Origin of the sequence: Vibrio sp. V33_P6A3T137, from assembly GCF_009904835.1 — a bacterium.
GTDB lineage: Bacteria > Pseudomonadota > Gammaproteobacteria > Enterobacterales > Vibrionaceae > Vibrio > Vibrio metschnikovii.
In genome coordinates this window covers 24,006-48,837 of record NZ_WXWK01000073.1, presented here as the reverse complement: position 1 = coordinate 48,837, position 24,832 = coordinate 24,006, and the positions used below count along the sequence as shown (strand labels likewise).

Annotated in this window: 20 protein-coding genes; 16 read left to right on the top strand and 4 right to left on the bottom strand. The window is 43.8% G+C overall.

Going from position 1 to position 24,832, the window contains the following annotated elements; translation table 11 throughout:
* Positions 1-237 precede the first annotated feature (237 nt).
* The 4 genes from brnQ to vpsR all read left to right on the top strand — a co-directional run bounded on the left by brnQ (position 238) and on the right by vpsR (position 6,172).
* Positions 238-1,551, top strand: a complete 1,314-nt coding sequence (gene brnQ, locus CAG60_RS06920) for a branched-chain amino acid transport system II carrier protein (RefSeq protein WP_158138845.1) — start codon at positions 238-240, stop codon at positions 1,549-1,551.
* A gap of 229 nt (positions 1,552-1,780) precedes the next feature.
* A protein-coding gene (prfB, locus tag CAG60_RS06915; RefSeq protein WP_115152517.1) for a peptide chain release factor 2 occupies positions 1,781-2,879 on the top strand; the annotation gives its coding sequence in 2 pieces (ribosomal slippage) (positions 1,781-1,855 and positions 1,857-2,879; 1,098 coding nt in all).
* A 32-nt stretch (positions 2,880-2,911) separates the two neighbouring features.
* Positions 2,912-4,444, top strand: a complete 1,533-nt coding sequence (gene lysS, locus CAG60_RS06910) for a lysine--tRNA ligase (RefSeq protein ID WP_004394138.1) — start codon at positions 2,912-2,914, stop codon at positions 4,442-4,444.
* A 399-nt stretch (positions 4,445-4,843) separates the two neighbouring features.
* Positions 4,844-6,172: a cyclic-di-GMP-binding transcriptional regulator VpsR gene (vpsR, locus tag CAG60_RS06905; protein ID WP_158144731.1), complete on the top strand. Its 1,329-nt coding sequence runs from the start codon at positions 4,844-4,846 to the stop codon at positions 6,170-6,172.
* 58 nt (positions 6,173-6,230) lie between these two features.
* Here the strand turns inward: vpsR and CAG60_RS06900 are convergent, their stop codons facing one another.
* Together CAG60_RS06900 and mutH are read right to left on the bottom strand one after the other, a co-directional pair.
* Positions 6,231-7,265 carry an NADP(H)-dependent aldo-keto reductase gene (locus tag CAG60_RS06900; protein WP_154170256.1) on the bottom strand — a complete coding sequence of 345 codons (1,035 nt, stop codon included), beginning with the start codon at positions 7,263-7,265 and terminating at the stop codon, positions 6,231-6,233.
* A 237-nt stretch (positions 7,266-7,502) separates the two neighbouring features.
* Positions 7,503-8,171, bottom strand: a complete 669-nt coding sequence (gene mutH / locus CAG60_RS06895) for a DNA mismatch repair endonuclease MutH (protein ID WP_161425082.1) — start codon at positions 8,169-8,171, stop codon at positions 7,503-7,505.
* A gap of 620 nt (positions 8,172-8,791) precedes the next feature.
* On the opposite strand from mutH, the gene rppH reads away from it, so the two are divergent.
* From rppH to CAG60_RS06870, 5 genes are read left to right on the top strand one after another with little or no spacing between them, the layout of a single operon-like run.
* Positions 8,792-9,310, top strand: a complete 519-nt coding sequence (rppH, locus tag CAG60_RS06890) for an RNA pyrophosphohydrolase (protein WP_040903856.1) — start codon at positions 8,792-8,794, stop codon at positions 9,308-9,310.
* Between the two features lies 1 nt (position 9,311).
* Positions 9,312-11,558, top strand: coding sequence for a phosphoenolpyruvate--protein phosphotransferase (gene ptsP, locus CAG60_RS06885; RefSeq protein WP_154170260.1), 2,247 nt, complete (start codon positions 9,312-9,314; stop codon positions 11,556-11,558).
* Positions 11,559-11,575: 17 nt separating this feature from the next.
* Positions 11,576-12,373, top strand: a complete 798-nt coding sequence (locus CAG60_RS06880; protein ID WP_154170262.1) for a sulfite exporter TauE/SafE family protein — start codon at positions 11,576-11,578, stop codon at positions 12,371-12,373.
* Between the two features lie 30 nt (positions 12,374-12,403).
* Positions 12,404-13,231, top strand: coding sequence for a prolipoprotein diacylglyceryl transferase (lgt, locus tag CAG60_RS06875; RefSeq protein WP_004394132.1), 828 nt, complete (start codon positions 12,404-12,406; stop codon positions 13,229-13,231).
* Positions 13,228-14,079, top strand: a complete 852-nt coding sequence (locus CAG60_RS06870; protein ID WP_158144733.1) for a thymidylate synthase — start codon at positions 13,228-13,230, stop codon at positions 14,077-14,079. Before lgt ends, CAG60_RS06870 begins: the two co-directional genes overlap by 4 nt.
* 189 nt (positions 14,080-14,268) lie before the next feature.
* Here CAG60_RS06870 and CAG60_RS06865 read toward each other — a convergent pair whose 3' ends face one another.
* Positions 14,269-15,417 (bottom strand): Na/Pi symporter, encoded by a 1,149-nt coding sequence (locus CAG60_RS06865; protein WP_158138841.1) that lies wholly within the window; start codon positions 15,415-15,417, stop codon positions 14,269-14,271.
* A 361-nt stretch (positions 15,418-15,778) separates the two neighbouring features.
* Between CAG60_RS06865 and nhaR the strand changes: the two genes are divergently transcribed.
* Together nhaR and CAG60_RS06855 are read left to right on the top strand one after the other, a co-directional pair.
* Complete coding sequence (gene nhaR / locus CAG60_RS06860; RefSeq protein WP_154170268.1) at positions 15,779-16,669, top strand: transcriptional activator NhaR; 891 nt, start codon at positions 15,779-15,781, stop codon at positions 16,667-16,669.
* Positions 16,670-16,974: 305 nt separating this feature from the next.
* Positions 16,975-17,271, top strand: coding sequence for an ArsR/SmtB family transcription factor (locus CAG60_RS06855; protein WP_158138840.1), 297 nt, complete (start codon positions 16,975-16,977; stop codon positions 17,269-17,271).
* Positions 17,272-17,428: 157 nt separating this feature from the next.
* Here CAG60_RS06855 and rpsT read toward each other — a convergent pair whose 3' ends face one another.
* Positions 17,429-17,689, bottom strand: coding sequence for a 30S ribosomal protein S20 (gene rpsT, locus CAG60_RS06850; RefSeq protein ID WP_004394128.1), 261 nt, complete (start codon positions 17,687-17,689; stop codon positions 17,429-17,431).
* A 353-nt stretch (positions 17,690-18,042) separates the two neighbouring features.
* On the opposite strand from rpsT, the gene murJ reads away from it, so the two are divergent.
* From murJ to fkpB, 5 genes are all read left to right on the top strand, one after another.
* The gene (gene murJ / locus CAG60_RS06845; protein WP_161438578.1) at positions 18,043-19,605 is read left to right on the top strand and encodes a murein biosynthesis integral membrane protein MurJ; all 1,563 of its coding nucleotides are present in this window, start codon (positions 18,043-18,045) and stop codon (positions 19,603-19,605) included.
* A gap of 185 nt (positions 19,606-19,790) precedes the next feature.
* Entirely contained in the window at positions 19,791-20,759 is a 969-nt protein-coding gene (ribF, locus tag CAG60_RS06840; RefSeq protein WP_040903781.1) for a bifunctional riboflavin kinase/FAD synthetase, read from the top strand.
* A gap of 30 nt (positions 20,760-20,789) precedes the next feature.
* Positions 20,790-23,636: an isoleucine--tRNA ligase gene (gene ileS / locus CAG60_RS06835; RefSeq protein ID WP_161438577.1), complete on the top strand. Its 2,847-nt coding sequence runs from the start codon at positions 20,790-20,792 to the stop codon at positions 23,634-23,636.
* A gap of 33 nt (positions 23,637-23,669) precedes the next feature.
* Positions 23,670-24,167, top strand: a complete 498-nt coding sequence (gene lspA / locus CAG60_RS06830) for a signal peptidase II (RefSeq protein ID WP_158138837.1) — start codon at positions 23,670-23,672, stop codon at positions 24,165-24,167.
* 219 nt (positions 24,168-24,386) lie between these two features.
* Entirely contained in the window at positions 24,387-24,818 is a 432-nt protein-coding gene (fkpB, locus tag CAG60_RS06825; RefSeq protein ID WP_040903775.1) for an FKBP-type peptidyl-prolyl cis-trans isomerase, read from the top strand.
* Positions 24,819-24,832 lie beyond the last annotated feature (14 nt).

The window sequence follows — 24,832 nt, the reverse complement described above, 5'->3', positions numbered from 1 at the left end:
TGGTCAACACCGGAACGTTTGGGGTGATAATTGAAATATCATTCCGTTAATGTTTTTAAAGTTAGTGTATTCAACTGCTATTGAACCTTCGGTATAAATTAATGTAGTGTTTTTCCCTTAGCTATTGCGAAATGCGGATAGGTTGTTCATTATTCGCCTTCACTAAAAATTAGATGGCTTGTACTGTCTAAAGATGCACACACAACATTCATTAAATACGTAATATAAGGGTTATCTGTGAAACAGACGTTAAAATTAACAGATATTGCCGCATTAGGCTTTATGCTATTTGCCTTCTTTTTAGGCGCAGGCAACATTATCTTTCCGCCATTAGCGGGTCAACAAGCTGGGATAAACTTGATGTCCGCCATGAGTGGCTTTTTATTGACGGCGGTAGGACTGCCTTTAGTGACGATCATTGCGGTGGCGATCGCTGGAGGCAGTTGGAATCACCTCACTAAAGATCTCCCCGCCAAAGTGGCGACACTGATTGCTGTATTGATCTTCATTATTATTGGTCCGGCTTTTGCTGCGCCACGAACCGGGCTCGTTGCTTATGAAATGGCCGTTAGTCCGCTCTTTGCTGATAGCTCCCAAGCTCACCTGACTATTTTTTCGATCCTTTTCTTTTTGGTGGCGATGTTTTTTTCTTGGTCGCAAGGGCGTTTAATTGATTTGATCGGTAAAGTGTTGACACCGGCCTTATTTATCGGTCTTGTGGTGTTGGCGATTGGCGTATTCCTAGACCCTCAAGGCGATTGGATGCCGGCCACCGGGCCTTATGCTACTCAGCCTTTCACTAAAGGTTTCTTGGAAGGTTACAACACCATGGATACCTTAGCAGCCTTGATGTTTGGGATGTTAATTGTTGATGCCTTGCGTAGTAAGGGCATCACCGAGCAGCGAGCGACGACGAAATACCTCATCAGTTCAGCCTTTATTGCTGCCTTTGGTCTTGCTTCGGTGTACATCTCTCTGTTTTATCTTGGCGCAACCAGCTCAGCCATCGCGGGTGGGGCGGACAATGGTGGCTTTATATTGAGCCAATATGTCCAAGCCTTATTTGGTCCTTATGGCCAATTAGTCTTATCCACGATCGTGCTTTTAGCCTGTTTAACGACGGCGATTGGTCTTATTTCTGCATGTTCTGACTATTTCTGCTCCTTGACGCCTCTTCCATACCGCGCTTGGGTAGTGATTAATGGCGTTGCTTGTGCTGTGGTTGCTAATGTTGGTTTATCTCAGCTGATTGCTTTATCGATTCCAGTCTTGGTTGCGCTTTATCCTGTCGCGATAGCTCTGGTGGTTCTCGCCTTTGTGCGTCACAAAATGCCGAATCCTAAAGTGGCATTTCGAGTCGTGACCTTGGTTGCGTTCTTGTTTGCTTTAATTGATGCTGCTCAGGTTGTCGGGCTTGATATGTCAATGTTCGACATGTTACCACTGTTTGATGTTGGTATGGGTTGGGTTTTACCGTCTTTAGCGGCGCTAATATGCATGTTCTTTATGGCTCGCTCAGTGGTAGAACAATCTTCTAATGATGTCGCTTAGTGGCACTGTTGATTGGGCGTATTAATGAGGAGTCTCTCCTCTAGGTACCAGAAGCGCTTTACCGCCATTCATCCGAGTGATGGTTAATGGCGGGTTGTCGCTAAAATCAAACTTTCCCCTCGGCGGAGTCGTTGACTCCGCCTTTTTTCTAGACAACTTTTCCTGTATCTTCGTCACATTTTTCAGTAGAATTCTGCGGTTAAATTCTATTCATAAAGTCAAAATAACTATGTTTGAAATCAATCCGATTAAAACCCGTATCCAGGACGTGTCACAGCGCACATCGATCCTCAGGGGGTATCTTTGACTATGACGCTAAGCAAGAGCGTCTAGAAGAAGTCAATGCTGAACTTGAACAACCCAATGTCTGGAATGAACCTGAGCGCGCACAAGCGTTAGGCAAAGAGCGATCTTCGTTACAAGCGGTAGTGGAAACCATTAACCAGCTTGAACAGGGGGTTGATGATGTCGAAGGTTTACTTGAACTGGCGATTGAAGCTCAGGATCAAGAAACGTTTGATGAAGTTTTGCCTGAACTCGAAGAGCTTGAAGCGAAACTCGCGCAATTAGAGTTTCGGCGTATGTTTTCTGGTGATCACGATGCTGCGCATTGCTACATTGATTTGCAAGCTGGTTCTGGTGGTACAGAAGCTCAAGACTGGACGTCAATGCTGTTGCGGATGTATTTGCGTTGGGCGGATGATAAAGGCTTTAAAACCGAAGTGATTGAAGTTTCCGAGGGTGATGTTGCTGGACTTAAATCGGCGACTGTGCGTATTATCGGGGACTACGCTTATGGCTGGCTAAGAACCGAAACGGGAGTGCATCGTTTAGTTCGTAAATCCCCGTTTGATTCTGGCGGCCGTCGTCATACTTCTTTTGCTTCAGCATTTGTTTACCCAGAAATTGACGAAAATATTGCCGTAGATATTAACCCTGCAGATTTACGTATTGACGTATATCGTGCATCGGGGGCTGGTGGTCAGCACGTTAACACCACAGAATCGGCGGTGCGTATTACCCACGTTCCGACCAATACCGTGGTGCAGTGCCAAAACGATCGTTCTCAGCATAAAAACAAAGACCAAGCGATGAAGCAACTACGCGCCAAATTGTTTGAGTTGGAATTACAAAAACAAAATGCTGAAAAACAAGCCAATGAAGATGCTAAATCGGACATTGGTTGGGGAAGCCAAATTCGCTCTTACGTATTAGATGATTCACGGATCAAAGACTTGCGTACTGGAGTTGAGAACCGTAATACACAAGCGGTTCTCGATGGTGATTTAGATAAATTTATTGAAGCTAGCCTGAAATCAGGTCTGTAAGCTTTTTACCGACAAAACAAGGTACATGCAAAATGACTGATGCTGTTCAAAACGAAACGAATCAAGAGCAAATCGCGCAAGAAGAAAACAAACTAATTGCAGAGCGTCGTAGTAAGTTAGAGCACATCCGTAAAAGTTGTAAGGCGAACGGTCACCCGAATGACTTTCGTCGTGATAGCTTAGCGGGTGATCTACAAGCAGAGTTCGGTGAGAAGAGCAAAGAAGAACTGGAAGCACTCAATCATGTTGTTTCCATCGCGGGTCGAGTGATGGCTAAGCGTGGTCCTTTTTTAGTGATTCAAGAGACGTCTGGTCGTATTCAAGCTTATGCTGATAAAACGGTACAAGCTGAGCTAAAAGAAAAATATCAAGGGCTTGATATTGGTGACATTATTGGTGTAAAAGGCGCTTTGCATAAGTCTGGTAAAGGCGATCTTTACGTGAATATTGAGCAGTATGAACTGCTCACTAAAGCGCTGCGTCCATTACCTGAAAAGTTCCATGGTTTAACCGATCAAGAGATGCGTTATCGTCAACGTTACGTTGATTTGATAGTCAATGAAGATTCTCGTCAAGCGTTTGTCATCCGCTCTAAAGTGATGTCAGCGATTCGTAATTTCATGACTTCAAAACAATTTATGGAAGTCGAAACCCCGATGATGCATGTCATCCCTGGTGGTGCCAGTGCACGTCCATTTATCACCCATCATAACGCGCTTGATATGCCGATGTATTTACGTATTGCGCCAGAGCTTTACTTAAAACGTTTGGTTGTCGGTGGCTTTGATCGCGTTTTTGAAATCAACCGCAACTTCCGTAACGAAGGTTTGTCGCCGCGTCATAACCCAGAATTCACCATGATGGAATTCTATATGGCGTATGCAGATTATAAAGATTTGATGGATTTCACTGAAGAACTACTGAGTACGGTTGCGCTTGAAGTCCTCGGCTCAACGTCGATGCCTTATGGTGATGAAACCGTGGAATTTGGTGGTAAATACGCTCGCATGAGCATGTTTGAAGCCATCAAGCACTACAATCCTCAGCATGCGCAAATTCAAGCATTAACCGAAGATGATCTGCAAAATCGTGATCTTATGGTCTCGATTGCCAAATCGGTTCATGTTGATGTCGAACCTTTCTGGACTTGCGGCCAGCTTCTTGAAGAAATTTTTGGTGAAACCGCAGAGCCGAAACTGATGCAGCCGACATTCATTACTGGCTATCCAGCGGATATCTCACCATTGGCTCGTCGTAGTGATGATAATCCATTCTTTACTGATCGCTTTGAGTTTTTCATTGGCGGTCGTGAAGTAGCAAACGGCTTCTCAGAACTGAATGATGCTGAAGATCAAGATGCACGCTTTAAATCACAAGTTGAAGCGAAAGAGTCTGGTGATGATGAAGCGATGTTCTACGACGCAGATTATATTACTGCGCTTGAGCATGGTTTGCCGCCGACGGCAGGTCAAGGAATTGGTATTGACCGTTTAGTGATGTTATTGACTAATACGCATACGATTCGTGACGTTATTTTATTCCCAGCGATGCGTCCACAGCAGTAATGGTTGATGATGATTTGAAAACCGCCCACGAGGCGGTTTTTTTATGCTTGATACTGGGGAAGATGCATTGACGATGGCATTAACGAGTAATGGATTGGTGTAATAAAGGCCGTGCGATCAAAAAAACCGTCATTACCCCTTCGTTTATGGGTGATATTTCCTATAGTCTTACTCGTGAGATAGATTCTATTTTAGAGTACCGCTAAGGTAGCGAAAACGATCTTTGCTTTTTGGCCAATTGGTGCGCTAATCCGATTGGTTAAGCGGGGCTTTTTGTCATCGTTAGTGGTATTGAGAGGCGGACCAAGCCCGTTTTGGTTGCCGACTGTATCTCCAAGCTGTATGGGTATCAATCAATTCAGCGCTGTATAACAATAATACTCATAAGGAAACCTGTTGATGGGCACTCAATTTCGGATGGATTGTGTTCCCGGTTCGCTGATTGTCGTTGGGGGCAGCTACGAACCGTGGTTAACCGTTTTAGAAAAGGCCGGATGGCGTTGCATGCAATGTGCTGATTTGCGTAAAGCAGACCAACAATTTACGAATACTGGGCCATGCATTGGTATTGTTGATCTTAGCCATGATGAATTTAGCTTAAATGGCATCGCTAATTTGGTGAGTAGCCATAAGCAGGTTCGTTGGTTGGCATTCATTCGTGAGTCTCAACTCAGCTCTGATACGATTTGCCAGTTTATCGTCAATTTCTGTATCGATTTTTTTACCGCGCCAATCCCTGATGCTCAATTACTGAGTACCATTGGCCATCAATTGGGTATGTTGCAATTAGAAAAAAAAGTATGGCCGAACTACGGTATTAATAACCAAATGGACTTATTGGGGGAATCACTGCCAATTAAACGGCTACGCGATCAAATTAAACGTATCGCGCCAACGGATGTCAGTATTCTTATCTCCGGAGAAAATGGAGTCGGTAAAGAAAGGGTCGCCAGAGCCATTCATAATACCTCGTCTCGCGCTCATCAACCTTTTGTCAGTGTTAATTGCCGAGCGATACCCGAACATCAACTTGAAGCCGAGTTATTTGGTATCGGACATCCCGATTCAATCCCCCCTTTATTAGCGAAAGCTCATCAGGGGACACTATTACTCAATGACATCCTGGCCCTACCGAAACGACAACAGCTCAACTTATTGCATTTTTTCCAACAAGGGACCTTACCGGCGTCAATTGGTGCAAAGGCGGTGGATGTCAGAATTCTAGCCACCCATACGACTGATATTGAAAAAGCCTTGATTGATGGTGATTTTAATGAAGAGCTTTATCATTACATCAATGTACTGCGGATTAATGTGCCTAGCTTACGAGAGCGAGCAAGTGATATTGCACTGTTTGCTGGCCATTTTTTAAAGGAGTACTCCAAAGAGTACAACGCGCAAGCCCGCAGCTTTTCTGAACAGGCGCTACAAAGTATGGAGCGATATGATTGGCCGGGTAACGTACGTGAGTTAATGAATCAAATTAAGCGAATGGTATTAATGTCTGATTCGATCATGCTTGATGAAACGCAGCTTGACCTACCTAAACGTGAAAGTAAAAGGACGTTAAAAAGTATTAAAGAGCGTTCAGAGCGAGAGGCATTAGTGCAAGCGTTAGAGTCTCATCGAGGGCAAATCACTCATGCAGCAAGAGAGTTGGCCATATCCAGAGCGACCATGTATCGTCTCTTGAATAAGCATGGCTTGCTCTCTGACTCGATTTTTTAGTGCTATTTACCTCAGCCGTTAGGCTCCTGAAAAAGAACCTAACGGTGCCGTATCGCGTTTATGGGCAGGGATTTGAGTATTGAATCGCAATCTGATTGATCTTACCAAGCAGCTCTTCGCTCAGCACAACCTCTACGCTATCAATATTGGCTTTTAATTGCTCAAGCGTCGTTGCCCCAATGATATTAGCAGCGACAAATGGTCTTTGATTAACAAAAGCCAGCGCCATCTGTGCGGGATCCAAATCAAACTCATGCGCTAAATCAACATACGCTTGTGTCGCGGCTATCCCTTGCGGTGTGAAATAACGCTGAAAACGTTCGTATAAAGAGCAGCGTGCACCGCTAGGGCGTGCACCATGTAAATATTTACCACTCAAGGCACCAAACGCCAATGGAGAGTAAGCGAGTAACTTAACGCCTTCGTGGTGGCTTATCTCTGAAAGCCCGACTTCAAAACTACGATTCAGTAAGTTGTAAGGGTTTTGGATCGAGACCATGCGTGGTAAATCGTGTTTCTCCGCCAGACGAAGATACGTCATTAATCCCCAAGGAGTTTCATTTGAAACGCCGATATAACGCACTTTTCCCATCCGAACCAAATCGTTCATGGCTTCTAAGGTTTCGATCAAGGTGATCTCTTCTTGAGTCTCCGGATAAGGGTAATTGAGGAGACCAAAGGTATTGGTTTGACGTTGCGGCCAGTGCAATTGGTAGAGATCGACATAATCGGTTTTTAAGCGACGTAAACTATCGTCGATCGCTTGATGAATATTACGATGATCCAGAGCCATTTTATCGCGAATATAACTGACACTACGCGGGCCTGCCACTTTGGTGGCGAGAACGACTTTTTCGCGTTTCGAAGATTTCTCTAACCAGCGACCGATGTACTCTTCGGTTAGGCCTTGGGTTTTTGCGCTGGGTGGGACAGGATACATCTCAGCCGTGTCGATAAAGTTGACGCCACGTTCAAGAGCGTAATCCAGTTGCTGAAAGGCCTGTGCTTGATCATTTTGTTCACCAAACGTCATGGTACCTAAGCAAATTTTGCTTATTTCTAATGTTGAATGCGGTAATTTGGTATATTGCATTGTACTTCCTTGTTACCGTTAAGCTCCCTTACCTCTAGTCGGCGCTTCGTAAAACCGTAGGGACGAAAAGTCCTCGTTTGTCGTAAACGCTCAGGATTTCGGGAGATAGAAACTGAATAGATTGATTCCACTATAATCCAAGGGACAGGGTAAAGTCACTGCCCGTTTCACCTTAAACGGGTTTCACCTTAACGTAGAAGAGAAGGGATCACCCGTTGACAGTTTGGTGAGCATGGCTTAATACAGATAATGCTGTTGGAGTATTTGCGCGGTAAATTGAGTACGCAGATAAAAGCCACGTGGCAACGTTCGGATAGGGCGACCATTGGCGCCATAGGCTTCGGTTAACGCTCGGCTATTAGCGGCTTTCGGCCTAAGTTGTAATACTTCACCATGTCTTGCGGTAATATCAGCAATTCTACCGAGTACAATAAACTCCATCAATTCTTCCCAATCGGCTTTTAATTGTGCTTCTTCTGTAGCTGAAGGGCTCCAAATCAGAGGCGATCCTACTCGACGTTCCGCTAACGGGATCTCTCGCTCTCCTTGAACGGGGATCCATAACACGCGAGACAGTTTATGTCGGACATGACTATTTTCCCATGTCAGTCCTTGGACACCCGTTAACGGTGCGACGCACACAAAGGTGGTTTCAAGAGGCTTACCAGTATAACCAATCGGAATGCTTTTTAGCTCGATACCTAAATCGGCAAAGTCTTGTTGCGGTTTACTGCCAGCACTTGCGCCTAAATGCCACTCTAATAGTTGACCCACCCAACCTTTATCTTTTTTTAGATCCGCAGGAACGGGAATCCGCGCATGCTCAGCAAGTTCTGCAAAACTCAGTCCTGCAATGTGTTGTGCTCGATAAAGAAGCTCTTGTTCACTTTTAGGTTCTAATGGCATAGGAAAGGCACTGAGGTAAAAGTCCTAGTGTAACAAAAACTCCTTTCCGGGAGTAATAGACTCTTTACGATGAAGTGATGAAAAGATCATCATTAAAAGTTATCCACAACCGAACCTAAATAATCGTCGATAGTTAGGGTTTATCTAATTCATGTATGAATAAACAGGGTTTTCACTAGCGATATGAGCGATGAAAAACCAATGTTAGGCTGATAAATTCATTCAAGTGTGGATAACCACACATTTGATGGATCTTTGAGCGGCGTAGTTATACGTTTGATCTTTCCCTCGATATTCTAAGTGTTATATTTTAATTATTTTCATCTTTTTGTTTTTTAAGGTTTATTTCTCGTTTTATTTTTTGTTGTCGGTTTAATGATAGGATTAAATGTAGCATTTCTTTCCTAGCTCTTCGTTTTCTTCACATGGTTATTCACAGAAAACGTGAATAAATGTGCTCTGTCTCTCATTCTGTTGTTGATAACTATAGGAGTGAGTGAAAGTTATGCAGTTTTCTCTTGATCGTTAATAAATCTCGCCTGAATCACACGAGTTCGTTTGCTCCTGCTGGGGATATGTGGAAAAATCAACATCATTAAGATTTTATGAGAGGTTTGCCAGTGATCGATGGCGATGGTTACCGACTCAATGTAGGTATTGTGATTTGTAACAACCATGGTCAGGTATTCTGGGCGAAACGATATGGACAACACTCATGGCAGTTTCCTCAAGGGGGAATTGATGAGGGTGAATCTCCCGAACAAGCAATGTTTAGGGAGCTTTACGAAGAGGTTGGTTTAACGAAGAAAGATGTTAAAGTCATTGCCACTAGTCGTCATTGGTTAAGATACAAATTACCAAAACGCTTAGTGCGATGGGACTCTCAACCTGTCTGTATTGGACAAAAACAGAAATGGTTCTTACTGCGTCTGGAATGTGATGAATCAAAAATCAACATGCAACGCGGTAGTACCCCTGAATTTGATGGTTGGCGCTGGGTAAGCTATTGGTATCCAGTTAGGCAAGTTGTGTCTTTTAAGCGTGATGTTTATCGGCGAGCAATGAAAGAGTTTGTCTCTTTAGCCATGCCGTTTAAGGAACGTAAAATAAAAGGTAAACGAAAAAACCGTAGGGGATAACATGCTCTCTCAGCTAAGGGATATTGTTGAACAAGTATCAAAAGTGGAAGATGTTTATCAAGCATTGGATATTTTTGTCAAACAGACGTGCACAGCGATGAGCACCGAGTGTTGTACGGTCTACTTAGCAAATGAAGAGATGTCTCGCCTCGAGTTAATGGCGACGCAAGGGTTAAAATTCAAAGGCGATAAAATTCATATTGGCTTTGATGAAGGCTTAGTGGGTTTAGTCAAACGCACCGCTGAGCCGATTAACCTTGCTAAAGCGTCACAACATCCTAATTTTAAATATTTTAAACAACTGGGAGAGGAGGTTTATCACTCTTTTCTTGGTACGCCCATCATTTATCGTAAACAAGTGTTGGGAGTTTTGGTGGTACAGCAAAAATCGCCCCGTCTGTTTAGCGAGATGGAAGTCTCTTTCTTGGTGACGCTGGCGGCTCAGTTAGCGGTGATCATTGCCCACTCACAAACGCAAGGACACTGGCTGTTATCTAAGAAACAACAGTCTGTCAGTGGCATCGCTGCTTCAACGGGAGTCGCGATTGGTGAGTTATGGTGGGATGACTCTCAACCGCAGTTAACAGACGTCTCTCCCGCCTCAACCTTAGATAAAGAGAGAGAACAAGCTTGGTTAACGCGGGCAATTGAAAATGCGTTGAATGATTTTCGTAAGTTACGTAAAAAGCTTGATAACGATATCAATAAAGAAGCGCTGGCGATTTTCGATTTATTTACCCACTTACTCAATGATCCGATGTTGCGTAATGATCTGAAAGCGCAAGTTCTGAAAGGTGATCGCGCTGACTGGGCGGTGCGCCAAGTTGTCGAAAGCTATTCCAACCGCTTTGCTCGTATGTCCGATGCTTATTTGCGTGAGCGTTCACAAGACATACGTGAACTGGGGCAGCGGTTACTCTATTTTCTTTACAATACAGAACATGAACAGCAGCAGTTAGATAAACCGATTATCTTAGTGGTACGAGAGCTTACCGCATCGATACTGGCGGGGTTACCAAAAGATAAGTTATTGGCCGTGGTCTCTTTAGAGGGGGCGGCCAATTCACATGCTGCCATTTTATCTCGCGCGTTGGGTATTCCTGCAGTGATGGGTGTGTCACTGAACTTAAAGCAAGTGAATGGCAAAAAAGGCATTGTTGATGGTTACAGTGGTAAATTATATATTTCCCCTAGTAAGCCTATTCTTGCTGAATATCGTGCGTTGGCTTACGAAGAGCGACAATTGGCACAAATGGTGAATGAGGCAATTTTAGAGCCCGCATTAACCGAAGATGGTGTGCAGATAGAGTTACTGTTAAACGCCGGCTTAAGCGCAGATACGAATATCGCTATTAATCAAGGCATTGATGGCATCGGGCTCTACCGTACCGAAATTTCTTTTTTACTCCAACAGCGTTTACCTTCTGAAGAAGAGCAAATTCAGCAATATCGTGCCGTGCTTGAAGGTTATCCTGATCAGCCAGTCGTGATGCGGACCTTAGATATTGGTGGTGATAAACCGCTCCCTTATTTACCCATTGATGAAGATAATCCCTTTTTAGGCTGGCGTGGTATTCGTTTTACTTTAGATCACCCCGATATTTTCTTAATTCAATTACGAGCCATGCTGCGAGCCAGTAGTGGTCATGATAATTTGCGTATTTTGTTGCCGATGATTTCTGGCGTAAAAGAGCTTGATGACGCGAGGCGATTTATCGAGCAAGCCTATCAAGAATCGATCAAAGTCGATGCCAGCATTGTCAGACCTAAAATCGGTATTATGCTTGAAGTGCCTTCCATGCTCTATCTATTGCCATTGATCGCTAAGAAAGTTGATTTTATTTCAGTAGGAACCAACGATTTAACACAGTATCTTTTAGCGGTTGATAGGAACAATACCCACGTTTCGGATGTCTATGATTCAATGCATCCTGCAGTGATTATGGCATTGAAACAAATTTCGCAAACCTGTCAGCAGTATTCTTTACCGGTCTGTGTCTGTGGTGAGCTAGCGGGAGATCCCTTTGGTGCTTTATTACTCATCGGTTTAGGCTACTCCACGTTGAGTATGAATGCGTCGAATGTAGCTAAAGTAAAGTATTTGGTTCGCCATTCGGCAAGACGTGAATTACAGTTATTGGCGGACAAAGCCTTGATGCAATCGTACGGTCATGACATTTATAATATGATGCTCGATCATTTTGAAACGAAAGGCTTCGCTGGATTTGTGCGGGCTGGTAAAAAATAGAGAAATAGGACACAACTGTGGGTATTGAGTATATTCTTTTGCTGATCCTATTAGGTTCGGTTGTCGGATTGTTAGCGGGTTTATTGGGCATTGGTGGCGGCTTGTTGGTGGTTCCTGCCTTATTGTTTTTGTTACCGAAAATGGGCATTAGCCCAGAGATCGTCATGCATATTGCGCTTGCGACCTCTTTAGCGACGATCATCATCACCTCGATTTCTTCAGCGCTGAATCATCTTAAACTGGGTAATATCGATTTATTTGTTGTTAAATGGTTACTACCGGGCGTGCTTACTGGTGGTTTTTTAGGCTCAGTGGTTGCCGAGTGGATACCGAGCCATTATCTACCTAAAGTATTTGGTGTTATCGTTTTAGCTCTCGCGCTGCAGATGGTGCGTTCTTCGATGCAAGCCCGTTCAACACGGCCGATGCCGGGAGCAATAGTGACGTTATTATCAGGGAATGGGATCGGGATTATTTCTACGTTAGCGGGAATTGGCGGCGGATCATTGACGGTGCCTTTCCTCAATCACCACGGCGTTGAGATGCGCAAAGCAGTGGGTTCATCGGCGGTGTGTGGTTTGGTGATTGCCATTTCAGGGATGTTAGGTTTTATTTTGCATGGTTATCGAGTCGAAAACTTACCTGAGTACAGCTTAGGTTATGTGTATCTTCCTGCATTATTCGCGATTGCCTCCACCTCAATCTTGACTACTCGGATCGGAGCAAAATTAGCGTCACGATTACCGACGGTCACGTTAAAACGTTTTTTTGCTTTTTTCCTGATGCTCGTAGCAATAACGATGTTGTTGCAATAACTTTTTATCTAAGACAGAGAACGTTACTTTATGTCTCAAGGCTATCTTACTTTTCCTAATATTGATCCGGTGTTGTTTTCTATCGGTCCACTTTCTGTGCGCTGGTACGGAATGATGTATTTATTTGGCTTCTTATTTGCGATGTGGTTAGCTAATCGCCGAGCCGATAAGCCAGGCAGCGGTTGGACGCGTGAGCAGGTTTCAGATTTGCTTTTTGCTGGCTTTTTAGGGGTCGTGATTGGAGGACGAGTTGGTTATGTTCTTTTCTATAACTTTGAACTTTTCTTAGCTGATCCCTTGTACCTTTTTAAAGTATGGACCGGTGGAATGTCTTTTCACGGTGGTTTGCTCGGTGTGATAACCGCGATGTTCTGGTACGCTCGTCGTCAGCAACGTACTTTTTTTGGTGTTGCTGATTTTGTCGCCCCTTTAGTACCATTTGGTTTAGGCATGGGTAGATTAGGTAACTTCATGAACTCTGAACTGTGGGGACGAGTGACCGATGTTCCTTGGGCATTTGTCTTCCCTAATGGTGGGCCATTACCACGCCACCCATCACAACTTTATGAACTGGTTTTAGAAGGCATCGTACTGTTTTTCATTTTAAATTGGTTTATCAAAAAGCCGCGTCCTCTAGGTGCCGTTTCTGGGCTATTTTTGATCGGATATGGTACATTCCGTTTCCTTGTCGAGTTTGTTCGCGAACCGGATGTGCAACTCGGTTTGTTTGGTGATGTGATCTCCATGGGACAAATTCTATCTACGCCGATGATTATCTTCGGAATGATATTAATGGTATGGGCGTATCAACGCCAAATGTATCAAGATAGCCCGCAAAAAAGTAAGGTTGTAAAGTGAAGCAGTATTTAGACCTTTGCCAGAGAATTGTTGATCAAGGTATCTGGGTTGAGAACGAACGAACCGGTAAGCGCTGTCTGACCGTGATTAATGCCGATCTCACTTACGATGTCGCAAATAATCAGTTTCCCTTAGTCACGACACGAAAGAGTTTTTGGAAATCAGCGGTTGCCGAATTGCTTGGTTATATCCGTGGTTATGACAGTGCCGCAGATTTTCGTCAGCTAGGTACCAAAACATGGGATGCGAATGCGAATATGAACGCGGCTTGGCTCGCCAATCCTTATCGTAAAGGTGAAGATGATATGGGGCGAGTTTACGGCGTTCAAGGACGTGCATGGGCTAAGCCTGATGGTGGTCATATTGATCAACTGAAAAAAATTGTTGATGATTTAACTCACGGTATTGATGATAGAGGGGAAATTCTCAATTTTTACAATCCGGGTGAGTTTCACATGGGCTGTTTACGGCCGTGTATGTATAGCCATCATTTCTCGTTATTGGGCGATACCTTGTACCTTAATAGTACTCAGCGTTCTTGTGATGTGCCGTTAGGTTTAAACTTTAACATGGTTCAAGTGTATGTTTTTTTGGCAGTTATGGCACAGATTACCGGTAAAAAACCGGGCTTGGCTTACCATAAAATTGTTAACGCGCACATCTATGAAGACCAACTGGAATTAATGCGTGATGTTCAATTAAAGCGCCACCCATTACCGGCAGCCAAGTTCCACATTAATCCAGAGATTCGTTCACTGGAAGATTTAGAAACATGGGTAACCCTTGATGATTTCTCGGTGACTGATTATCAGCATCATGATCCGATTCAATATCCTTTCTCAGTCTAGTGGTGGGTTCTTATCTATGTGTAGTGTGAGATAAGAGCCAACGTCGAGAAAGACAATCACTAAAGATAAGCGTGATGAGTTTTGGTGAACCGTTGATTAAAACATGAGTCGATGAACAATAACGTCAAAGCCGCCAAGCACTATGCTTTGGCGGCTTTGTTATTTTGGCGTAGCCGATTGTGCTAAGGATTAGGTTGTCAGTGTGAGAACTGATCCAGGAAGAAGAACAAAGACCATGAATAAATAGAGTGCAACTGAAGCTTTATTCTTTACCGCACGATCTGAAATCCAATCTGCCCCTTTCAGTGGAAGCTCACGTAAAAATGGAATGCCAAAGATTAAGAGTGTTGCAGTGATATTAAACACCAAATGCACCAGAGCAATTTGTAAGGCAAAGACCGCAAATTCACCTGAGACCGCGGTTGCGGCTAGAAGAGCGGTAATACAGGTTCCAATATTAGCCCCAAGGGTGAAAGGATAAACATCACGAACTTTTAACACCCCTGAGCCAACCAAAGGCACGATCAAGGTAGTGGTTGTGGTGGATGATTGGACTAAAACCGTAACCACCGTACCTGAAGCGATACCATGTAAAGGGCCTTTACCTATTGCACTTTTCAAAATATCGCGAGCAGGGCCGACCATCAGTTTTTTCATTAATTTACCCATCATCAGTATCGCGACAAAAATAATACTGATCCCGAGTACAATCATGCTAACCCCGCCCCAGACATTACCGAATACGCTAAGCTGGTCTTGCAGCCCATTAACGATAGGTTTAGTCACTGGACCAATAAAATCGAGGCCTTTGACGCTCATATCACCCGTTGACATAAGAGGAGATACTAGCCAATAAGAGATTTTTTCGAAAATCCCAAACATCATCTCTAAAGGTAAGAAAATAAGTACGGCGAGCAAATTGAAAAAATCATGAATGGTTGCGCTAGCAAATGCTCGTTTAAACTCATGCTTACAGTGAACATGGCCTAAGCTAACCAGTGTGTTGGTGACGGTTGTACCAATATTGGCTCCCATGACCATCGGAATAGCAATCTCAACGGGTAACCCTCCCGCGACTAAACCGACAATAATTGAGGTGACGGTACTGGATGATTGAATTAAGGCTGTGGCGACTAAGCCAATCATTAAACCGGCGATAGGGTGAGCGGCAAAGGCAAAGAGCGCTTTGGCATGCTCTCCCGTTGACCATTTAAATCCACTGCCTACCATTGCTACGGCGAGTAACAATAGATAGAGCATCAGTGCCAAGTTAATCCAGCGTAGCCAACGTGTCATTGCTAAGCTTGGCACCGCTGTGGATGTCGCTTGGTTTATCATGGGGTTCTCCATTGACCTGATGATTGTTTGAGGTCTGTTGTTGAATCTGTCCGCGATGTTAGATGACAAATATTTCAGTAATATTACAAAGGAGGGGTTAAGTCAGCGCTTGGTTAAAACGATGGGGTTAAAGGTCTTATTTCTTTATTAACTAGATAATATTATTGAGTTTTTGAATTTGTATCTGGATGTGTTTTCGTCGAGAAAATGATGTTTTTTATGTCTGAATGATGACAGTTTGTTTTTTTTTGATTCGTTAAAACAAAGAATGTTTTAGTAAATGTTTCGGTTAAACCGAAGTGTTTGCTGGTGAGGACTGAGTTTGTTATAACAGACGGACCATATATTGATTGAGTACGCCATGTCACATCTTAATTATAATCATCTCTACTATTTTTGGATGGTCTGTAAGCAAGGCTCGGTTACTAAAGCGGCTGATGCACTTTTTCTTACTCCCCAAACTGTAACGGGGCAAATAAAAGCGCTAGAGGATAGGTTAGCGGGGAAGTTAACTAAGCGTAATGGTCGCAGTATAGAGCCAACCGAGTTAGGGCAGTTGGTGTTTAAATACGCTGACCGGATGTTTGGGCTCAGCTATGAGATGCTTGATATTGTTAATTATAGTCAGCGCTCCAATGTGCTCTTCGATGTCGGGGTTGCAGATGCGCTTTCTAAACGTTTAGTCAGTAAAATTTTGATGAGTACCGTGCCGGAAGACAATCGGATTCATTTGCGTTGTTTTGAATCGACCCATGAGTTACTGCTGGAACAATTATCTCAGCATAAATTGGATATGATCCTTTCCGATTGTCCGGTTGATTCGAGTCAGAGCCCTGGTTTATTCAGCAAAAAATTAGGTGAAAGCCACATGGGGTTTTTCTCCAGTGGTGCGGTAGAGCATGGCCAATATCCTGCAGTACTCACTCAGCGTAAATTGTTGCTTCCCGGAGGGCGTACGGCGATGGGACGTAAAGTGAGGCAGTGGTTTGATCGTCAAGGTATGCAGCCGAATATTCTGGGAGAATTTGATGATGCGGCTTTAATGAAGGCGTTTGCTTTGTATCATCCAGATGTGATTTTTATGGCTCCGCTTTTATTACGTTCAGAGATGGAACAGGAAGGTTCTTTACATTTACTGAGTCGTTTAGAAGAAATTAAAGAAGAATACTACGTGATTTTTGCGGAAAGAATGATCCAGCACCCCGCAGTCAAGAGTGTCTGTGATGCTGATTTTAGTCATTTTTTTGAATAATCACGCTTGAATGGAACGCTTGTCTCAATTCGTGGTGCAGGGCTTTTTCGATTTGTTTGGGTGTATATTATTGTTAACAAATAGATTACTATCTGTCAGATTGGTCAATCCATAGCAGGTTCGTTCTGATCTTGGATGCGCTGATATATTTAAACGAACTGCAGTGTTATTTGTCTCTTAAGAGTTATAACTCATCGTCAAAATAATAAGTTGTTGAGCGTACGCTGAATGGCTTCACTTTTACTGTGTCGGATAGCACGTTAAGGTCAGTTTGTTTAAGTTGTTATTTTTAAAGGGGCTTGCTCATGAACCTAGAACAAATGGAACAAAACTCCGCTCAGGCAGTGGTGTTATTAAAAGCCATGGCCAATGAGAGGCGGCTACAAATTCTTTGCTTGTTGCACAATCAAGAACTTTCCGTTGGTGAGTTATGCAGCAAGTTAGAGTTGAGTCAGTCTGCGTTGTCACAACACCTAGCTTGGCTAAGACGGGATGGCTTAGTTGAGACGCGCAAAGAGGCGCAAACGGTATTTTATACCTTGAGTAGTAATGAAGTAAAAGCAATGATTGAGCTTTTACATGGTTTATATTGCGCTCACTGACAGGATGTTCCCCAACTTTGATTGAATGGAAATGAAAAACGATGCCCTCATGACAAAAAATCTTGTTATGATCAACAGAGTGAAAAATCAAAGTTGTTAGATAAATAAAAAACCGGCCTTAGCCGGTTTTTTTATCACTGATGGATATCAAGTTCTATTATAGAGCTTTAATCGCAGCAGAGAAACGAGACTTATGACGAGCTGCTTTATTCTTATGAATAAGGCCTTTAGTCGCCATGCGGTCAAGGATTGGTGTAACTACAGCAAACGCAGCAGTTGCAGCTTCTTTGTCGCCAGCAGCAATTGCAGCAACTGTTTTCTTCATATAAGTGCGCATCATTGAACGACGGCTAGCATTGTGCTGACGACGTTTTTCAGATTGGATAGCGCGCTTCTTAGCAGATTTGTTATTTGCCAAGGGTCTAACTCCCAAAAACTTTAGTTCGGTGACAATTTAAGGGCCGGAAATATCCCTTATTTGCACTTAAATGTCAAATGATTTGTGCAAAAACCCGTCTAAACCAAACAAGTTTGGTATCACAAGGCTTTCACGGTTAAGATGGCGTGGATTCTAACAGTATTTTTTGGGCAATGCTAATACTTATCTGATCTCATCCTGACATTCTTATTTAAGATTACGCGATATTATCCTTCATCCAGTGGTTACCCTCACTTGGGAGCGTGATTGTTCAGGTAAGTTGGCGAGAAGGGCGGTTTATGCGCTCTACTCATTCTTTGTATTTATATTCAGTTTTTTTCTTCGAGGTTACTGTGAGTAAACGCTTACTCAAGTCTGGTATTGTTGTCAGTACTATGACCTTTATTTCCCGAGTGTTGGGACTGGTGCGGGATATTGTCGTGGCCAATTTAATGGGAGCGGGAGCGAGTGCCGATGTGTTTTTCTTTGCTAATCGTATCCCCAACTTTTTACGCCGTTTATTTGCTGAGGGCGCTTTCTCGCAAGCTTTTGTTCCTGTCTTAACGGAATATCATGCAGCGGGGGACAAACAGAAAACACGAGAGTTGATTGCCAAAGTCTCTGGTACTCTTGGTTTGTTAGTGACGATCGTGACTTTAATCGGTGTGCTGTTTTCCGGTGTCGTAACAGCGCTATTCGGCGCTGGCTGGTTTTTAGATTGGTTATCGGGAGGTCCGGCTGCCGAAAAGTTTGAGTTGGCCAGCTTATTACTTAAAATCACGTTCCCTTATTTATGGTTTATTACCTTTGTCGCGCTTTCTGGGGCGGTACTAAACACGTTAGGAAAATTTGCCGTCTCGTCTTTTACGCCGGTATTTCTTAATGTAATGATGATTTTATCTGCTTGGTATATTTCGCCTAATCTCGCTAAACCAGAAATCGGTTTGGCAATAGGTGTGTTTTTGGGCGGTTTAGTCCAATTTCTATTCCAACTGCCATTTTTGATCCAAGCAGGTATGTTAGTTAGGCCGAAATGGGCTTGGAAAGATCCCGGTGTGGTTAAAATTCGCACATTGATGATCCCGGCACTTTTTGGGGTCTCTGTTAGCCAAATTAACCTGCTATTTGACTCTTTTATTGCCAGTTTCTTACAAACGGGGTCGATCAGTTGGCTTTATTATTCCGATCGGTTACTTGAGTTTCCGCTTGGTTTGTTCGGAATTGCTATTGCAACCGTGATTTTACCCGCTTTATCCCGTAAGCATGTCGATGCTCATCAAGACGGTTTTGCACAGACCATGGATTGGGGAGTCAGAATGGTCATCTTATTGGGCATTCCGGCGATGCTCGGATTAATGGTGTTAGCCAAACCGATGTTGATGGTGCTTTTTATGCGTGGTGAGTTTTCTGCTCATGATGTTCAACAGGCGTCACTGTCTTTGTTTGCTTATTCTGCAGGCTTATTAAACTTTATGTTAATTAAAGTCTTAGCGCCAGGTTATTACTCACGACAAGACATTAAAACCCCGGTTCGTTATGGCATTATAGCTATGCTAAGTAATATTATTTTTAATGCGATTTTTGCTTGGCCTTTTGGTTATGTTGGTTTAGCGGCAGCGACGGCCTTATCGGCATTCATTAATATGGCCCTACTTTATCGTGGATTGCATCAGCAAGGCGTGTATAAAGTGACGACCCAAACGCTAGCATTTATTGCTCGTTTAGTTATTGCTGGTGCTGTGATGGTCATGGCGATTTATTGGCAGTTGGATTCCATGGCCGATTGGCTCAAGTGGGGTTTAACTGAACGAGCATTGACTTTATGTGGGTTGATTGTACTCGGAGCGGTTGCCTATTTGTTAACGGCCTTATTGTTAGGGATACGTTTAAAAGATTTAAAAGCGGCGACAGATTAATGACAATTAAGGTATAATCCGTCGGTTTTACATCCATATTAGAGATGCCCTGCTGATCGTCAGTTCTAATCGTGCTGGTGGTGTGTGTTTCTTGCCGTTAATGATGGTTGAGATTCACTTGCGCCAGTCTGTTTTGCGATCGGGTGTCGGTACCATTAAGAATAATAGGTTTTAAGTTTATCCCAATGGAATTGATCCGCGGTATTCATAATATCAAGCCTCATCATCATGGTTGTGTGCTAACTATCGGTAACTTTGATGGCGTGCATCTTGGTCATCAACAAGTATTAAGCCAAGTTTCTCAGCGAGCCAAACAGCTGAATTTGCCTTCCGTGGTGATGACTTTTGAACCGCAGCCTATGGAGCTGTTTTTAACATCGAAAGCTCCCGCAAGGCTTACTCGTTTAAGAGATAAGTTTGTTCAGTTAGGGAAATTAGGCATTGATCGCTTACTGTGCGTTAATTTTAACCACCGTTTTGCTAATTTAGAAGCGCAGGCTTTTATCCGTGACTTGTTGGTCGGGCAATTGGGTGTTAAGTTTCTGGTTGTTGGTGATGATTTCTGTTTTGGACAAGGTCGCAAAGGTGATTTTGCGATGCTACGTCAAGCCGGTGAGCAATACGGTTTCGAGGTTGTCAGTACACAAAGTTTTTGTGTTCAGCAGTCACGTGTCAGTAGTACCTTAATCAGAGAAGCATTGGCCAGCGATCAACTTGCAACGGCCGATACGATGTTAGGCAGAGCCTACAGTATCAGTGGCCGTGTTTCGCACGGTCGTAAACTGGGGCGAACGATTGGTTTTCCAACGGCAAATATTCCTCTTAAACGATGCGTATCACCGGTTTCTGGTGTTTACGTGGTTGAGGTCTATGGTCTTTCGACATTGCCTTTGGGCGGCGTCGCGAATATTGGTCAACGTCCGACAGTCAATGGTGTTCGGCAACAACTTGAAGTGCATCTTTTTGACTTTCAAGGCAATCTATATGGTAAGCAACTTGAAGTGGCTTTATTGCACAAGTTGCGTGATGAGCAAAAATTTGCATCTTTTGATGCACTGAAACAACAAATTGAATTGGATGCTGAGGCAGCAAGGGTGTGGCTGCAGCAGCTTTACAGCGAATCGGTTGATTCCACCGATTCGTATAATGTCTAACGTCGCCCAATACAACGGAATTAAGAATCGATGAGTGAATATAAAGATACCCTGAACTTACCTGAAACAGGGTTTCCAATGCGTGGCGATCTGGCTAAACGTGAGCCAGAAATGCTAGCACGTTGGTACAAAGAAGATCTGTACGGAGCAATCCGTCAAGCGAAACAAGGCAAAAAATCTTTCGTCCTGCACGATGGCCCTCCTTATGCCAACGGCGACATTCATATTGGTCACGCACTCAATAAGATTCTTAAAGACATTATTATTAAATCCAAAACGTTATCAGGTTTTGATGCGCCCTATATCCCTGGGTGGGATTGTCATGGCTTACCGATTGAATTAATGGTTGAGAAAAAAGTCGGTAAACCGGGTCAAAAAGTGACGGCGGCAGAGTTTCGCGAAAAATGTCGTGACTATGCGGCGGGGCAAGTTGAAGGACAAAAAGAGAGTTTTAAACGGTTAGGCATTCTTGGTGAATGGGATAAACCTTACCGGACAATGGATTTTGCCACTGAAGCGAACATTATCCGCGCGTTAGGTAAAATTGCCGATAATGGCCATCTGCTTAAGGGCTTTAAACCGGTTCACTGGTGTACCGATTGTGGCTCGGCGTTGGCTGAAGCAGAAGTTGAGTATAAGAACAAAGTATCGCCGTCGATTGATGTCCGTTTTCGTGCTACTGATGAAGCCAGCTTACTAGCAAAATTTGGCTTATCAGAGGGGCATCAAGGTCATGGGCCGGTTTCGATTGTGATTTGGACTACCACACCATGGACTTTGCCAGCTAACCGTGCGGTTTGTTTACGCAATGATTTAGAATATGTCTTGATCCAAGTTGAAGGTGAGCAACCTGAGCGAATCATTGTTGCTTCTGACCTTGCTAAGCAAGTCATCGATCGCGCTGGTATTGAGCACTTCCATAATCTTGGCTTTGCCACGGGTGCCGAGCTTGAGCTCACTCAGTTTAACCATCCATTCTATGATTTTACGGTTCCCGCCATTTTGGGCGATCATGTGACGACCGAATCGGGGACGGGCGTGGTGCATACTGCGCCAGGACACGGTCAAGAAGACTTTGCCGTTGGTCAAAAATACGGTCTTGAAGTTGCTAACCCTGTCGGTTCAAATGGGGTTTATCTTTCGGATACCGAATTGTTTGCAGGACAACATGTCTTTAAAGCCAACGATGCGGTGGTTGAAGTATTGAAAGAAAAAGGTGCGTTGTTGCATCACCATGCTTATGAGCACAGCTATCCACATTGCTGGCGCCATAAAACGCCGATCATTTTCCGTGCGACGCCTCAATGGTTTATCTCTATGGACCAAGCGGGGCTGCGTGAACAAGCCTTAAGTGAAATCAAAGGCGTAAAATGGATGCCAGATTGGGGTCAAAGCCGTATTGAAGGCATGATTGAAGGCCGTCCTGAGTGGTGTATTTCTCGTCAGCGTACTTGGGGCGTTCCGATTGCTCTATTTGTGCATAAAGAGACGGCAGAATTACATCCTAACTCGCCTGCTTTGATTGAGAAAGTTGCACAGTTGGTTGAGCAAAAAGGCATTCAAGCGTGGTGGGATGTCGATGCTGCTGAGCTCTTGGGTGCTGACGCTGAACAGTATGAAAAAGTACTGGATACATTGGATGTTTGGTTCGATTCAGGCGTAACTCATTATGCGGTTGTTGATACTCGTCCTGAGTTTAACGGAGCACAAGCTGACATGTACCTTGAAGGTTCGGATCAGCATCGCGGTTGGTTCCAATCGTCATTGATCTCATCGGTCGCAATGAAAGGTAAAGCACCTTATAAAGAGGTGTTAACCCATGGATTTGTGGTGGATGGTCAAGGACGTAAAATGTCTAAATCGATTGGTAACGTGGTTGCGCCGAAAGATGTCACCAATAAATTAGGTGCTGATATCTTACGTTTGTGGGTCGCTTCAACCGATTATACTGGTGAAGTGGCGGTATCTGATGAAATCTTAAAACGCAGCGCCGATGCTTATCGCCGAATTCGTAATACGGCTCGTTTCTTCCTCGCTAACCTTAATGGCTTTAATCCTGCGACGGATATGATCCCTGTTGAGGAAATGGTGGCATTGGATCGTTGGGCTGTCGGTCGTGCATTGGCTGCTCAGCAAGAGATCATCAAAGCGTATGATGAATACAACACCCATGCGGTCGTACAGCGTCTAATGCATTTCTGTTCAATTGAAATGGGTTCATTCTATTTAGATGTGATCAAAGATCGTCAATACACGGCAAAACGCGGTAGTCATGCGCAGCGTAGCTGCCAAACGGCCTTGTATTACATCGTGGAAGCGTTAGTACGTTGGATGGCACCGATTATGTCATTCACCGCCGATGAAATTTGGCACGCGATGCCAGCCAAGCAAGCTGACGGTCAAGCACGCGGTCAATTTGTCTTTACCAGCGAATGGTACCAAGGTCTGGTTGGTTTAGACGAAAGTGAAACGTTTAACAACGCATTTTGGAATGATATCCAACACGTTCGTGGTGCGGTGAATAAGCTACTCGAAAATGCTCGAAATGAAAAAGTGATTGGTGGTTCGTTACAAGCACAGGTGACTTTGTTTGTCGATGATGCACTGGCCGTTAAGCTTAAGCGACTGCATAACGAGTTACGTTTTGTTTTGTTAACGTCTAAAGCTGAAGTCAAATCGTTGAGTGAAAAAAGTGCGCTGGCCCAAGCCACTGAGATTAATGGTCTATGGGTTGAGGTGAGTAAAGTAGACGCCGAGAAATGCGAGCGCTGTTGGCACCATACCGATGATGTGGGTACGATTGCTGGCCATGAAACTATTTGTGGTCGTTGCGTGTCTAACATTGATGGCGATGGTGAACAACGTCAGTTCGCGTAATCGTATTGGTTTCTTTCATTACCAAGGTTATCTATGACTCAACAGGCATTAACGTTAAAACAATCCGGTGTGCGTTGGCTTTGGCTAGCGCTGCTGATTTTTCTGGCTGACATCGGGATTAAATCGGTCGTCATGAACAACATGGGTTATGGATGGCATAATCGGATAGAAGTACTGCCATTTTTTAATTTATTGTATGTTCATAACTACGGCGCAGCATTCAGTTTTCTCAGTGAACAAGCGGGATGGCAGCGTTGGCTATTTACGGCCATTGCTTTTGCTGTCACAGCGTTATTGGTGTATTGGATGCGCCGTTTACCCGCGACAGAGAAATGGAATAACATTGCTTATGCATTGATCATTGGTGGTGCGGTTGGTAATGTTTTTGACCGCGTCGTGCACGGTTTTGTGGTCGATTATCTCGATTTTTATTGGAAAACTTACCACTGGCCAGCCTTTAATTTAGCGGATAGCGCGATCTGTATTGGGGCTGCGATGGTTATTTTAGATGGCTTTCGCAATAAGAAATAACGGTTTTAAGTCTATCGTCATTGAATAACCTTAAGCGTCGTCCGTTGATTCGGTCGGCGCTTTTTGTTAGAACGTGTCGGGAGTATTTCAATAACGCTAACGTGTTTATCACTCAGCGTGGAGATGTACAGCGATGAGCATGAAGGCCGTCATCTCTGTCATTGTTCATAATAAGTCGCTCCAGAGAGGCGATTGACCATTTTAAGGAAGCCTAATAACGTGAGTATCATTACTGATAATTCTGCTGTGACGTTACATTTTACTATTAAACTCAAGGATGGTTCGGTAGCGGATAGTACCCATAATATGGGAAAACCTGCCAAATTGATCATGGGGGATGGTAGTCTCAGTGATAATTTTGAACGTCACTTGCATGGTATGCAAGCGGGAGAAAAGAAAGTGATTGAGCTGGCTGCTGAAGATGCTTTTGGATTGCCAAATCCTGATCATATCCATTATATGGATCGTGGTAAATTTGTCGGTGACAGTGACGTCGATGTTGGGACTATTATGGCATTTAGTGGTCCTGATGGGATGGAAATTCCTGGTATTATTACCGCAATCGCTGGCGACTCAGTGACCGTTGATTTTAATCACCCTCTTGCTGGCCAAGAGGTTATTTTCGATGTCGAAATTGTCTCCGTTGATTAATTTACTTTACACTA